Source organism: Bradyrhizobium sp. AUGA SZCCT0182 (assembly GCF_018130185.1).
Taxonomy (GTDB): domain Bacteria; phylum Pseudomonadota; class Alphaproteobacteria; order Rhizobiales; family Xanthobacteraceae; genus Bradyrhizobium.
In genome coordinates this window covers 11,899-25,455 of record NZ_JAFCLY010000020.1, presented here as the reverse complement: position 1 = coordinate 25,455, position 13,557 = coordinate 11,899, and the positions used below count along the sequence as shown (strand labels likewise).

The following is a 13,557-nucleotide window of genomic DNA, read 5'->3' as shown; positions in this document are numbered from 1 at the left end:
CTTAAGCCACCGCCTCCTTGGCCTTTTCCGCGCGCTTGCGGTCGTTGGCGTCGAGGAACTTCTTGCGCAGGCGGATCGACTTCGGGGTCACTTCCACGAGTTCGTCGTCCTCGATATAGGCCAGCGCCTTTTCCAGCGTCATGCGGATCGGCGGGGTCAACCGCACCGCTTCATCCTTTGAGGTGGTGCGGATGTTGGTGAGCTGCTTGCCCTTGAGCACGTTGATCTCGAGGTCGTTGTCGCGGGTGTGTTCGCCGACGATCATGCCCTTGTAGACCTTCCAGCCCGGCTCGATCATCATCGGGCCGCGGTCTTCCAGCTTGAACATCGCGTAAGCCACCGCTTCGCCCTGGTCGTTGGAGATCAAGACGCCGTTGCGGCGGCCCTGGATGTCGCCCTTGTAGTTGGCATAGCCATGGAACAGGCGGTTCATGATCGCGGTGCCGCGGGTATCGGTGAGCAGTTCGCCCTGGTAGCCGATCAGGCCGCGGGTCGGCGCGTAGAACACCAGCCGCAGGCGGTTGCCGCCGGAGGGGCGCATCTCGATCATCTCGGACTTGCGCTCGCTCATCTTCTGCACGACGACGCCGGAATGCTCCTCGTCGACGTCGATCACGACTTCCTCGATCGGCTCCTGCCATTCGCCGGTGACTTCGTCCTTCTTCAGCACCACGCGGGGGCGCGACACCGAGAGCTCAAAACCTTCGCGGCGCATGGTCTCGATCAGGATCGCGAGCTGCAATTCGCCGCGGCCGGAAACTTCCATCGCATCCTTGTCGGTGGCTTCCACCACGCGCAGCGCGACATTGCCTTCGGCTTCGCGCAGCAGGCGGTCGCGGATCATGCGGCTGGTCACCTTGTCGCCTTCGGTGCCGGCGAGCGGTGAGTTGTTGACGATGAACGACATCGACACGGTCGGCGGATCGATCGGCTGCGCCACCAGCGGGGTTTCAACGGACGGATCGCAGAAGGTATCGGCGACGGTGCCCTTGGTGAGGCCGGCGATGGCGACGATGTCGCCCGCTTCGGCTTCCTCGAGCGGCGTCCGCTCGATGCCGCGGAAGGCTAGGATTTTCGTGATCCGCCCGCTTTCGATCTGCTTGCCGTCGGCGCCGAGCACCTTCACGGCCTGGTTTGGCTTGATCGAGCCCGAGGTGATGCGGCCGGTGATGATGCGGCCGAGATAGGGGTTGGCTTCGAGGATGGTGCCGATCATCCGGAACGGGCCTTCTTCGACCGTCGGCGGCGCGACATGGCGCAGGATCAGGTCGAACAGCGGCTGCATCCCGGCTTCGTGCGACGCCTCCGGGCTATCGCCCATCCAGCCCTGCTTGGCTGATCCATAAAGAATCGGAAAATCGAGCTGCTCTTCGGAGGCGTCGAGTGCGGCGAACAGGTCGAACACTTCGTTGATGACTTCGGTCGGCCGTGCGTCGGGACGGTCGACCTTGTTGATGACGACGATCGGCTTCAGCCCGACTTTCAGCGCCTTGGAGACCACGAACTTGGTCTGCGGCAGCGGGCCCTCGGCGGCGTCGACCAGCACCAGCGCGCCGTCCACCATGTTCAGGATGCGCTCGACCTCGCCGCCGAAATCGGCGTGGCCGGGGGTGTCGACGATGTTGATGCGGGTGTCTTTCCACTGCACCGAGGCGGCCTTGGCCAGAATGGTGATGCCGCGCTCGCGCTCCAGGTCGTTGGAATCCATCGCGCGTTCGACCACGCGCTGGTTGTCACGGTAGGTACCGGATTGCTGCAGCAGCTTGTCAACCAGCGTGGTTTTGCCGTGGTCGACGTGGGCGATGATGGCGACGTTACGAAGGTTCATGGCTCTTCTTCTGGTCGTGCAATGGCTGGAGCGCGATCTCGCCGGAAAACCGGGACCCACTTTTCCGGATCGTGCTCAAAACCTGAAATGCGAAAGGGGCAACGGCCTCGACCTTGGCCCCAAAAAGGAAGCCCGGCCTAAAGGACCGGGCACACCTTACGCGTTGCGGCGCAATATAGTCAGAAAACGCCAAAAAACAATGATTTGTTTGGCATTTGGTTAGTCGATTTTCGGGCAATTGCCCGCTTAATTGCCCTTTTCGGGGTCCGGATAGACCCCCCGCAAAACCTCCTCGAAATGGCCCTTCACCGCCTCATTGCAGAGGCAGGACCGGATTCGCAGGGCATCGGGGTTGCGGACCAGGATCGAGCCGCGGCGGGTCTCCACAATGCCCTCGGCCTTGAAGGTCTGGATCACCCGGCTGGTGTAGCTGCGGCCGACCCCGAGCAAGGTCGCCAACTGCTCATGGGTCAGCGGCACCACTTCGTCGCCGTCGGCGCGTTCCATCGCCGAAATGATCCATTTCGCCGTGCGCTGCTCGATCGAGTGGATCGCGTTGCAGGCGGTGGACTGGAATATTTGCGCCAGCATGCAGTCGGCGTAGCGGGCAAAGATGTTGCTGAGCGTCGCCGATCGCTTCTTGGCGGCCTCGAGCCTGCCGACGGGCAGCCGCACGAACGGCCCGGCGAACTTGACCATGATACGGGTATAGGCCGGCAAAAAACCCTGGCTGACGATGCCGCCAACCGCGCCTTCGCGGCCTATCAGGATGGTCTCGACATCGCGGCCATCCTCATTGGGGACCAGGTAAGAGACGAGGCTCGGTCCGCAGGGGAAATGCACGATCTCGACATCATCGCCGGGGCTGTACAGCACTTCGCCGGCATTGGCATCGACCTCGGCAAGGTTCGGCGCGACGAGGGCGAAATCGGCCGCGTTCAGACGACGCAGCAAATTGTTGAACGGCCGCACGCCGGCCGGCTCCTCGCGTCGCGTCTGCATCCAAGGTTCCTCTGTTCCCCAGGGGCACAATAACGAAGCTGTGCGCGTTTATATGTGCACTAGTGAACAGACAGCATAACTACGGTGTGGTGGTTTCAGTTCCGGAACCGATGGACGCGCTTCAAGGCGTCGTCGGGCCTCCTTCGGGCTTCGGCCCGGGCAACCGGACAAAAACAGTGAACCTGGGACTGACGCGTACAATGCAACCCGTCGCCGACGGCATGCCCAATGACGTCCTGATCGTCGAGGACGACCCGATCATCGCACTCGATTTCGAGGATACGATTCTCGGCTTTGGGGTGAAAACGGTTCGTACGGCCCAAAGCGTGGCCAAAGCGCTCGCCATGATCGCCGAACGGCCGCCCGATTTTGCGCTGCTCGACGTCAGCCTCGTCCGTGAAAAGAGCTTTGCGATTGCCGAACGGCTGGACGCGCTGAAAATTCCCTATGCCTTCGTCACCGGTTATGGCGCCGAAGTCAGGCTTCCGGCAGCTTTCGCAAACACGCCGCGACTGGCAAAGCCCTATTCGACCGAGGCGTTGCTCGCGTTGCTGAACGTCAGGCGTTGAGACGCCAACCGGCGCATCTGATCTATCGGCGGCGGATGCGTCCGCTTCCGGGCCGCCTGAATGGCTCACCCGGGAGCCGGTTCCGACTGGATCAGAACCGGCTCCCGCTTTTTGTTTTGACGCGTTTTCTACCGCAGATAAGTCTACGCAATCTACGCAATCTGCGCAAAGCTTGATTGCTATGCGAACCGATTCCCACTTCGCTCGAAAACGCTACGTACGCTTCGGATCGAGCGTCGTCGACCAGAGTGCGACGTCGGCGCGATCGCGCAAGGTCACGATCATCTGTCCGGTCGCGCCGTCGATCTTGACGTGGCCGAAGAACTGCATGCCGGCCGACGGCGGCAGGTTCTGCTTGTCCGGCCCCGGCGCCTTGATGAACTTCACCTCGGGCCCAAACGTGTTGTCGAGTTCGTTCGGCCCGAACGTGCCGGCATGCAGCGGGCCGGCGACGAATTCCCAGAACGGATCGAACTCCTGGAACTGCGCCTTGTCCGGGTTGTAATAATGCGCGGCGGCATAGTGCACATCAGCGGTCAGCCACACCGTGTTGACGACGCCTGATGTCTTGATGAAGCGCAGGATATCAGCAATCTCGAGTTCACGGCCGCGCGGCGGGCCGTCCCCTTGCGCGAACGCCTCGGAGCCTTTTTTGTTGGTGGCATCGTCATAGACGATGATGCTGAGCGGCATGTCGGAGGCGATCACCTTCCAGGTCGCGCGCGAGTTCAACAGCCCGCGCTTCAGCCAGGCGAGTTGATCCGGTCCGAGGAAATAGCTTTCGGGACCGTAGCTGGTTTGCAGGTTAGGCCCGTTGCCGGCGCGATAGCTGCGCTCGTCCAGCATGAAGACGTCGAGATGCGGGCCGTAGTGAAGCGTGCGATAGAGCCGGCCCGGCTCCACAATGCTTTCTCGCATCGGATACATTTCGTGGAAGGCGCGGCCGGCGCGGGCGGCGAGCAGGCTGATGTCGCGTTCCTTGTAAGAGGCCGGCAACTGCTTCGACAGCGACCAGTTATTGGTGACCTCGTGGTCGTCCCATTGCACGAAGACCGGCACCTCGGCGTTGAAGGCGCGCACATGCTCGTCCATGAAATTGTATTTGTGGGCCGCGCGAAACTCGTCGAGCGTCTCGGCCACCTTGGCCTTTTCTTCGATGGTGACGTTCTTCCACACCTTGCCGTCGGGAAGCTTCACCTCGGACCTGATCGGGCCGTCGGCATAGACGGTGTCGCCGGAATGCAGCAGGAAATCCGGGCGGTGCTTGCGCATGGTGGCGAAGGTGAACATGCCGCCGTCGTCGGGGTTGATGCCCCAGCCCTGTCCCGCGACATCGCCGCCCCAGACGAAGTTGACATCGCGGCGATCGGCCGGCGCGGTGCGGAAGCGGCCGACAACGGCCTCGCTCGCGATGTCGATATGCGACAGATCGCGAAACCGCACGCGGTAGAAGATCTCCTGTCCCGCGGGCAGGTTTTCCAGCAGCATCTTGGCGGTGAAATCGCTCTCGGGCAGCGCTGCGATCGGCGGCAGCGCCCGCGCATTGGCAAACGACTCCGTGGTCGCGACCTCGACCACCATTTGCGAAGGACGGTCGGCGCGCGCCCAGACCACGCCGCCATCGGCGCCGACGTCGCCGGATTGCACGCCATGGCTGATGACCGGCCGGTCGCCGGCGCGGCTGAGATAGGGCATCGCGATGACGCCAAAGCCCGTTGCCGCGGTCGAGGAGAGAAACTTTCGGCGGGAAATTCTAACGGTCATACGAACCTCTTTGCGGGTCTGAGAGCACGCGTGTCGAAGACTTCGTCATTCCGGGATGGTGCGCTGGCACCAGACCTCAGATGCGCAACTGCGCATCTGGAGTCGATGCTTCGCATCGCCCCGGAATGACGGAATCCTCTCGTCGCGTGAGCTGGCTTTAGAAAAATTCCATGACGGCCGAATTACAGGAATGCCGGCTCAGGCGCCGGCGGCCCGGAACTGCGCGCTGGCCCGTTGCAGGTTCTGCGGCATGCTCATCAAGAGCGCCTTGCGGTCGGCGACCGCGTTGTGGAACTGTTCGAGCGCGATGTTGAAGGTGGTCAACGCGCCCTCCTCGACGGCGCCGTGTTCGAAACACTCCAGCATATGGCGCAGGATGCCGTCGGCTTCCGTCTGCATCTGATCAAGCTCTTCCCCTGAATCGCAGTTGCGTGCCGCGGTGAGCAAATCGAGCAGCCGGTCGCGCTGCGAATTGCTGGCAATACGCTCGTCCTTCTTCAGGTAGCCCGCGAACCAGGCGCCGGCAGAGCCCATCGCCGAGAGCCCCATCAGGCCCCACCAGATGAAATCGCTGTAGCGTTCGAAGAAGGTTTTTTCCTCGCCATCGACAAAGGCTGCCGCGCCGGGATGCGCCGGGATATTGGCATCCTTGTCGGTGTCCGGCGTCTCGATCTTGGCGGCGAGCGGAAATTCGTTCTTCAGCGTTTGCCTTATCGCAAACAGCTGCCGGGTAAAGATCGCGATGGTGGAGTCGGATACGCCCTTCCGCGCCACGATGTGATGCGAGAAGCTGATGGTCTTGACTTCCTCTTCCGGCTTGGCCGGCGCGCCGCCAAAGGTCCCGGCGGGAATCTCGGAAGACTCGTAGGCCGGATGGTTTTGCGCGATCGCTTCCGCCGAATCGATCGCCAGGAAGGTCGGCGTGCCGCCGTCGCGCATCGAGGCCGCGATCGCATCGGACGTGATCTTGCTGTTGAGCGGGCCCGCCGCGAGATAGACATCCGCCTTCTGGTTGCGGATGGCCTCGACGGCTTCGGTGACCGGAAACTGCACGATCTCGACCTTGGCCGGATCGAGGCCATATTGCTGCAGGATCACCTTGAGCAAATTGACGTTGGCCTCGGTGCGGCCGACGACGCCGACGCGATGTCCGCCGAGCTGCGTGATTTTGGTGATTGCGGGCGCGGCCTTCTTGCCCTTGGCCTTGGCTTTACTGGCGGGTGGCACCCAGAGGACCGCGACATTCTTGCGCAGCGTCGCCACCGCCTGCGCGTTTTTGGGCACGTCGAGGTCGCCCCGGATAATGGCGAGATCGGCCTTGCCGTCGCCGAGCAGCTTGGCGCTCGCCTGCGCGCTGTCGGTCTGTGTCGGACGCAGCCGAATTGGACCGTGCGGCTGGTTGTTGAGGGCTTGCGTCAGTGCCTGAACCACCTTGAGGTCGTCGCTGTTGGCCGGGCCGACCGCGATCCGCAACGTCACCGGCCGCGTCGCAATGTGATAGCCGGCCGCCGCCACGCCGATGATCGCCAGAACGCCGGCCAGCATCACGAATGCCAGCCGACGTCGCGCCGAACGGGGCGAGGGGGGAGGCAGTGCTGCTTCGGCGGGATGAGGGCCGTCGGTCATCAATTCCTGAACAATCGTTTGCGGTTCGATCTTCGGTTGCCAACGTGCTTACACCGGGCATTCTAGCAAATTCCTCGCCGGCCCGTGGTTACATCTCCGTCATGGTTACCGGCACCCGAGCGGCCATTGGACGCGCCTTTCCGTCTTAATTTGGGCGGGGATCCCGCGGGGGCCCATCGGTGTTAGGGTAAAGCTGGTGTCAAACGCGGGAGGCGAGCATGGCGGAACGGCTGTCGGCAGAAGCGCGGAAATCGGCGCTGGCGGAACTTTCCGGCTGGTCGGAGACGCCCGGCCGCGAGGCGATCGCGCGAACTTTTACCTTTAAGGATTTCAACGAGGCGTTCGGGTTCATGTCCCGCGCGGCTTTGGTGGCCGAAAAGAACGACCATCACCCGGAATGGCGCAACGTCTACAAAACGGTCGAGGTGGTGCTGGCCACCCATGACGCCAATGGCGTCACCAAGCTGGACATCGAGCTTGCGGCCGCCATGAACGCCATCGCCAAACAGCTCGGCGTCTCCTGAAGCTGTCTTCGGCGTCTCCTGAGCGCCGTCTTCGGCGTCTCCTGAGCGCCGTCTTCGGCGTCTCCTGAGCGCCGTCTTCGGCGTCTCCTGAGCGCCGTCTTCGGCGTCTCCTGAGCGCCGTCTTCGGCGTCTCCTGAGCGCCGTCTTCGGCGTCTCCTGAGCGCCGTCTTCGGCGTCTCCTGAGCGCCGGCCTTGAAGTGATCTTGCAGCAGCGATCTTGCGGCGGCGGCTGGACATCCCCAATTCTTGGACAGCCAGCCGCGTCGATCCGCCGCGCCTGTCTTGAGGGAGCGCCGTCATGGCAACGTCCGAACACAGCGTGGGTTTTGAACCGGCCGATCGGCTGGCGCAGGACCGCGAAAGCGTGCGCCGGCGCTTCTGGAGCAAGCTGAAGCGGGTGGTGGCGAAGCTTCCCTTCGCCGAGGACCTGCTCGCGGCCTATTACTGCGCGTTCGACAAGCAGACGCCGCGCCATGTGCAGGCGGCGCTGCTCGGCGCCATCGCTTATTTCGTTCTGCCGTTCGATTTCGTTTCCGACGTGCTGCCGGTGCTCGGCTTCACCGACGACGCCGCTGTCCTGGCCACCGCCATCCGCCTGGTTGCCAATTATATCACGTCGGAGCACCGCGACGCCGCGCGCGCTGCGCTGAAGCGAGGCGTCGGGAAGGACGACGCGGAATAGTCCCGCATCGACGTCCGCCACCGGGCATCGCCTGCGGCGATCCCGATGACGTCCGAGGTTTCCTACTTCTGCGATCCGGGGCGAACTTGCGCGCGCGCGTTCCGTTCGGTTTCCCAGGCCTGAAACTGCTTGAACAGCGTCTCGCGGTCGGCATCGGTCTTGATGTTCGCCGCGGTAGTCGGGCTCTGCTTCAGGAATTCATCGAACCGGGTACGCGCGACCGCTTCGACGTTGTGGGTCTTGAGCCATTGCTCGGCGACCGGCAGCCGCTGCCAGTCGGGCAGTGGCGCCGACAGCGAGACTTCCCTCCACTTCGGATGGAAGGGCGGATTCTGGAAGGTCGGGAATTTGGTGAAGAACGCATCCACGAACTGCGACAGCTTGCGATAGCGCTCGGTGTTCGGCGCCCAATTATAGGCCGCGAGCACCGCCGGCACCGCGATGGTGTCGACGCGATCATCGCCCGAAATCAGGTTGGGATAGTCCTTCGACGACAGGCTGGCGGGCAGATAGTCCTTCTGCAGCGGCTTCTCGTAATTCACCGTCACCAGATGGAAGCGGTCGTCCTTGAACGTGCTGACGGACTTGTACGGTTTGCCGCCGCAAACGATCACGGCGTCGATTTCGCCGGCCTTCAATTTCTCCAGCGCGATGCGTTGCTCGACATAGACTACCTTCGGCTTCATCCCAAGCCGTTCGAACACGGTCAGCGCAGTCACGAACGTGCCGCCATTGGGAAGGTCGACGCTGACGGTCTTGCCTTCGAGGTCCCTTAGGCTGCGGACCGATTTCGACGCGATCACGTGCATCTCTTCATTGTAGAGCTTGGTCACGTAGGTGAACTGCTTCTTGATATCCTTCGCAAAGCCCTTGCGTTCGAGATAATCGAGCGTGTCGGAGCGGACGATGCCGAGATCGACACCCTGTAGGAACAGGATGTCCGCCACGCTCTGCACGGAACCGCGCCCGACGATGGGCAGTACGCGCAACTTGTTGCCATCGTCGAGCACGGAAGCGAGGTCGGCGCCGAACTGCACGTAGGTGCCGCCGATCGTTCCCGACATCAGCGTCACTGTGTTCGAGTTCAGGCTTTGCTTGGTGGCGACAGAACCGAACTGGAAAATAGCCTTCAGACTCTCGCTGACCTTGGCCGGATCGTATTCGGTTTGCTGGGCCTGGGCTTGGGCCTCGGCCGTCAGGCCGCAAGCCATCATGATGGCAAATACGGCCATTCCAAACAGTCGTCGCATTTGTTGTTCCCCTGCGTGATGTCGCGTGATGCGCGGTCGTAAGCGATGCGTGCCGGTGATCCGGTTCTGAAGATGCCTAGTTTTGAATCAGGCTGAGGCGCCGCTTGGCGTCGGAGGAGCCGAGCTGGGCGGCCTTCTGGTACCAAAGCCGCGCCATCGCCGGATCGGGCGTGATGCTGCGCATGTCCTGCTTGCCCAGCACCTGCGGATCATAGGTCCCCGCCAGCATCAGCGCGGCGTCGGCCTCCTGCGCGTCCGCCGCACGCTCGAGCAGCAACCGGGCGGAGGTGATATCGCCGATCGCGAGCAGGCCCTTCGCCCGCTTCAACAGGACAGCCAGTTCATCCGAATCGATGCGCCGTGCCGCTGCTGGTGCAGGTTCGGGGGCCGCCGGTTCGATCGCCACAACCTTGGTCTTGATGGCGCTCTGGTAGGCCGCGGTGATTTCGTCGCGTGACGGTGAAGCGGATGCCAGTGCAACGAGCGGGACACGCTGTGCGGTCGCCGCATCCGGCGTTGCCGGCGGTGCCTCGGGATTCGCAGGCTGGGCCGCGACGCGCGGTGTCGGCGGCGCGGCGTCCTGTTGTGCGGCGCCTGACGGGGCGGGCGCTGCGCTGGCCAACGAAGCCTTGGCGTTGACGATGACGGCGCGTGTCGAATCGAAGGATAGCAGCGCGAGAACGGCAGCCGCGATGGACAACGCAAGCGCACCGGTCACGATGCGCGATGCGCGCGCTCGTCGTTTCTTGCCGCCTGCGAAGGAGTATTCGGGCGGTTCTTGATAGAAGGGCAGATCCTGATAGCGCTCTTCCGGTTGATAGCGCTCATCCTGTCGGTGGCGCGCATCCTGCTGGCTGGCGAGAAAAAGCGGCACCGGGTCGTCTGCCAGATGATCTTGTCGGACCAGCGGGTCGGGCTTGCGTGCTTCTGACCGCAGAAATTGATGCGTCTCATACAATCCGGGATCACCGATCGCTTCGCCTAATCTTGCGAACGGATCTCCTGATTGAACCTGCCTTGTACTCTCCACCATGGCGATGCTTCCCCGCTACCAAAACGCAACAACGGGAGGCCGGCATCTTTTTCTTGTTGTTATCGGTGTCCGGAAACCCGTTTACTGGGCGGTCTATTCGCATGCCGAATGGGTTGAAAAAACGACGCATGCCCGCTCGAATCGGGAGACATTTTGTTCTGATTGCGGCGAGCTGACGCAATCCAGAAATTTAAGATTGTATATCGTTAGCGCGCAATCGCCGTGGATGAAGGCATTTTCAGCATCGCGCGCCGAGCAAGGCGCAGGCGCGCCAATTACCAAACGGGCCACGTTGAGCGCAGCCCGTTCGTGTTTTGCCGAACGATGATCGTTCAAAATAGAAGAGACGTTGAATGAAGCGCGACCGCTGTCGCGCAGCATCATGGATGCAGAATCACCTTGCCCATCGCCTTGCGGCCGGCGAGCACTTTCAGCGCTTCGGCGGTTTGGGCCAGCGGGAAGGTGCGGTCGACATGCGAGGAGATCTTGCCTTCCGCGGTCCACTTCACGAGCTTCTCCAGATTGGCGCGGTTCTTCTCCGGGTTGAGCCGGGCCCAGGCGCCCCAGAACACGCCGCGGATATCGCAGCCCTTGAGCAGCGCCAGATTGAGCGGCATTTTCGGAATGTCGCCGGCGGCGAATCCGATCACCAGGAAGCGGCCTTCCCAGGCGATCGAGCGCAGCGAGGCCTCGGCGTAGGTGCCGCCGACCGGATCGAAGATGATGTCGACGCCCTTGCCGCCGGTGAGGCGCCGCAAGCCCTCCTTGAGATCTTCCTTGCTGTAGTTCAGGCCAAGCTCGGCGCCGTGCTGTTTCGCAAATTCGAGTTTTTCATCCGAGGAGGCGCAGGCGATCACCTTCAGGCCCATCAGTTTGCCGAGCTCGCAGGCGGCGAGGCCAGTGCCGCCGGCTGCGCCGAGCACGGCCATGGTTTCGCCGGGCTTGAGGCTGGCGCGATCTTCCAGCGCATGCAGCGCAGTGCCGTAGATAATAAAAATTCCGGCGGCGCGATCGAAGTCCAGATTGTCGGGAATCTTCACGATCGAGTTGGCCGGCAGCGCGATCTTTTCGCGCGCGCCATTATGGCCGCAGGAGGCTGCCACGCGGTCGCCGACCTTCAGATCGGTGACGCCACTGCCTACGCTTTCGATCACGCCCGCGACTTCGGCGGCCGGCGAGAACGGGAACGGCGGCTTGATCTGGTACTTGCCCTGGATCATCAGGATGTCGAAGAAATTCAGCGCCGCGGACTTGATCGCGATCACAGCCTCGCCCGGTCCGGCGACGGGATCGGGCACATCGGCCAGCACGAGGTCGTCGGGCTGGCAATATTGCGAGCAGAGAATGGCTTTCATGGACACACCTGATGTTAGGACGCACAAGGAAAGGCTGAATGCTTCTTGCCGGATTTGACGCCGGGCTACAATCCGATTCGGTGCTTAGGACGCGCATAGCTATCTGCCGTCATTGCGAGCGAAGCGAAGCAATCCATCGCTCCGCAAAAAAAGAAAGAATGGATTGCTTCGTCGCTTTGCTCCTCGCAATGATGAGGGGATAGGGAGTGAAACAATGTTTGAAAAAGGCCTGCTGGCGGGAAAGCGCATTCTGGTCACCGGTGGCGGCTCCGGGCTTGGCGCCGCGATGGGGCGGCGCTTTATCGAGCTCGGGGCGGAACTCATCATCTGTGGCCGCCGGCTCGAATTGCTGGAGGCCACGGCAACCCAGATGCGCAGTGAATTCGGCGGCAAGGTTTCCGTGGCGCGCTGTGATATCCGCGACGGCGCGGCGGTCGATGCGATGATGGATCAGGTCTGGCGCGAGGCGCCGATCGACGTGCTGGTCAACAATGCTGCCGCGACCTTTCTCGCGCAGACCGAACATCTGTCGTTCCGCGCGGCAGACGCGATCCTGGGGCCGACGCTGCACGGCACGATGTATTGCACGCTCGCGGCCGGCAAGCGCTGGATCGAGGGCCGTCATAGAGGCGTGGTGCTGAGCATCCTCTCGACCTCGACCATCACCGGCCGCGCCTTCACGGTGCCATCGGCGATGGCGAAGTCCGCCATACTGGCGATGACGAAGAGTCTGGCGGTGGAGTGGGGGCCGAAGGGCGTTCGCACGGTCGCGATCGCGCCCGGTGCGTTTCCGACGCCGGGCGCGTCGGGCCAGCTTCGTCCCGAGGGCCGCGACGAGAGCTGGGCGCACCGCAATCCGCTCGGCCGCGCCGGCGAGCATGGCGAGCTCGCCAATTTGGCGAGCTTCCTGATTTCCGACCATGCCGGCTACATCAATGGCGAGATGGTGGTGCAGGATGGCGGCTCGCATTTGCGTAGTTCCGGCGCCGAGGACCTGCTGCAATGGACCGACGCGCAGTGGCAGAAGCAGCGCGAAGGCCGTACCAAAGGCTAACTCCGCAAGAGGCGCGCGATACCTCCAACATGACCGTGGATACAGCGGCTGGACAGCTCGTAAGTGCCTTCCCAAAAAGGCATTTCCCGGTTATCCATGGTTGACGGCCCGACCCGTCGCCGGGCCATCTTCCAGTCACAATGATGAGGGAACCAGTTGTCCGTGCGGCAGATACTGACATCCCTTGTTCTGAGTGCGTTGCTGTGCGGGGCTTCCAGCCTTGCGCAAGCGCAGAGTGCTGCGCCGAAGGGCGCCAAAGACGCTGCCAAGCCCGCGGCATCGGAAAAGCCCGCGGCCGCTGCTAAGTCTGCCGCCAAGCCTGAGTCGGCGGCAGCCGCCGCGGCCGGTGGCGCGGAGCCGACCCTGATCGGCCAGTTCGGAACCTGGGGCGCCTACACCGCGACGCCGAACGGCAAGAAGGTGTGCTTTGCGCTGGCCAAGCCATCCTCGTCGAAGACCAATCCGCCTAACCGTCCGCGCGATCCGGCCTATGCCTTCGTCTCGACGCGCCCGGCGGAAAAAGTCATCAACGAAGTCTCGGTCATGATCGGCTACGCGCTGAAGCCGGGCTCGGAATCCTCGCTCGAGGTCGGCGGCGCGTCGTATGCGATGTACACGCAGGGCGACGGCCTCTGGATCAAGAACGCCGCCGAGGAAGAGCGGATGGTCGATGCCATGCGCAAGGCCGCCGACGTCACCGTCAAGGGTGTCTCGGCCAAGGGCACCGAGACCACCGACACCTTCTCGCTGAAGGGGCTGTCGCAGGCGCTCGACAAATTGGCGCAGGATTGCCGGCGTTAACCTAGCTTTTAGCCCGAACCTAACGCATTTCGTGGCTTTCCAGCGGACGCTGGAAGGCCTATTTGATGG

At 62.8% G+C, this 13,557-nt stretch carries 13 protein-coding genes and 1 pseudogene; 6 read left to right on the top strand and 8 right to left on the bottom strand.

Annotated elements, in window-relative coordinates; all coding sequences use genetic code 11:
* Position 1: 1 nt before the first annotated feature.
* Entirely contained in the window at positions 2–1,828 is a 1,827-nt protein-coding gene (typA, locus tag JQ611_RS21230; RefSeq protein ID WP_212466486.1) for a translational GTPase TypA, read from the bottom strand.
* Here typA and JQ611_RS21225 point away from each other — a divergent pair.
* Complete coding sequence (locus JQ611_RS21225) at positions 1,827–2,051, top strand: hypothetical protein (RefSeq protein WP_192739380.1); 225 nt, start codon at positions 1,827–1,829, stop codon at positions 2,049–2,051. The genes typA and JQ611_RS21225 overlap by 2 nt on opposite strands.
* Positions 2,052–2,074: 23 nt before the next feature.
* Here the strand turns inward: JQ611_RS21225 and JQ611_RS21220 are convergent, their stop codons facing one another.
* Entirely contained in the window at positions 2,075–2,830 is a 756-nt protein-coding gene (locus JQ611_RS21220; RefSeq protein ID WP_212466485.1) for a Crp/Fnr family transcriptional regulator, read from the bottom strand.
* A gap of 200 nt (positions 2,831–3,030) precedes the next feature.
* Between JQ611_RS21220 and JQ611_RS21215 the strand changes: the two genes are divergently transcribed.
* The gene (locus tag JQ611_RS21215; RefSeq protein WP_212437108.1) at positions 3,031–3,399 is read left to right on the top strand and encodes a response regulator; all 369 of its coding nucleotides are present in this window, start codon (positions 3,031–3,033) and stop codon (positions 3,397–3,399) included.
* Between the two features lie 213 nt (positions 3,400–3,612).
* On the opposite strand, the gene JQ611_RS21210 is transcribed toward JQ611_RS21215, so the two are convergent.
* Both JQ611_RS21210 and JQ611_RS21205 read right to left on the bottom strand, forming a co-directional pair.
* Positions 3,613–5,163, bottom strand: coding sequence for an alkaline phosphatase (locus tag JQ611_RS21210; protein ID WP_212466484.1), 1,551 nt, complete (start codon positions 5,161–5,163; stop codon positions 3,613–3,615).
* A gap of 198 nt (positions 5,164–5,361) precedes the next feature.
* Positions 5,362–6,789, bottom strand: coding sequence for a TAXI family TRAP transporter solute-binding subunit (locus JQ611_RS21205; RefSeq protein WP_212466483.1), 1,428 nt, complete (start codon positions 6,787–6,789; stop codon positions 5,362–5,364).
* Between the two features lie 209 nt (positions 6,790–6,998).
* On the opposite strand from JQ611_RS21205, the pseudogene JQ611_RS21200 reads away from it, so the two are divergent.
* Positions 6,999–7,313: pseudogene (locus JQ611_RS21200) on the top strand (4a-hydroxytetrahydrobiopterin dehydratase); the annotation flags it as partial.
* A gap of 298 nt (positions 7,314–7,611) precedes the next feature.
* Positions 7,612–7,995 (top strand): YkvA family protein, encoded by a 384-nt coding sequence (locus tag JQ611_RS21195; RefSeq protein ID WP_212268663.1) that lies wholly within the window; start codon positions 7,612–7,614, stop codon positions 7,993–7,995.
* Positions 7,996–8,057: 62 nt separating this feature from the next.
* Here JQ611_RS21195 and JQ611_RS21190 read toward each other — a convergent pair whose 3' ends face one another.
* From JQ611_RS21190 to JQ611_RS21175, 4 genes are all read right to left on the bottom strand, one after another.
* The gene (locus JQ611_RS21190; protein WP_212268664.1) at positions 8,058–9,245 is read right to left on the bottom strand and encodes a TAXI family TRAP transporter solute-binding subunit; all 1,188 of its coding nucleotides are present in this window, start codon (positions 9,243–9,245) and stop codon (positions 8,058–8,060) included.
* A gap of 76 nt (positions 9,246–9,321) precedes the next feature.
* Complete coding sequence (locus JQ611_RS21185) at positions 9,322–10,203, bottom strand: hypothetical protein (RefSeq protein WP_212466482.1); 882 nt, start codon at positions 10,201–10,203, stop codon at positions 9,322–9,324.
* A 168-nt stretch (positions 10,204–10,371) separates the two neighbouring features.
* On the bottom strand, positions 10,372–10,662 hold the full coding sequence (locus JQ611_RS21180) for a hypothetical protein (RefSeq protein ID WP_212268666.1): 291 nt from the start codon (positions 10,660–10,662) through the stop codon (positions 10,372–10,374).
* Entirely contained in the window at positions 10,659–11,633 is a 975-nt protein-coding gene (locus tag JQ611_RS21175) for an NADPH:quinone oxidoreductase family protein (RefSeq protein ID WP_212268667.1), read from the bottom strand. The genes JQ611_RS21180 and JQ611_RS21175 overlap by 4 nt, the downstream gene beginning before the upstream one ends.
* A gap of 214 nt (positions 11,634–11,847) precedes the next feature.
* On the opposite strand from JQ611_RS21175, the gene JQ611_RS21170 reads away from it, so the two are divergent.
* The gene (locus JQ611_RS21170; protein WP_212268668.1) at positions 11,848–12,687 is read left to right on the top strand and encodes an SDR family oxidoreductase; all 840 of its coding nucleotides are present in this window, start codon (positions 11,848–11,850) and stop codon (positions 12,685–12,687) included.
* 162 nt (positions 12,688–12,849) lie between these two features.
* Complete coding sequence (locus JQ611_RS21165) at positions 12,850–13,488, top strand: invasion associated locus B family protein (protein ID WP_312011010.1); 639 nt, start codon at positions 12,850–12,852, stop codon at positions 13,486–13,488.
* The last annotated feature ends 69 nt before the right edge of the window (positions 13,489–13,557 follow it).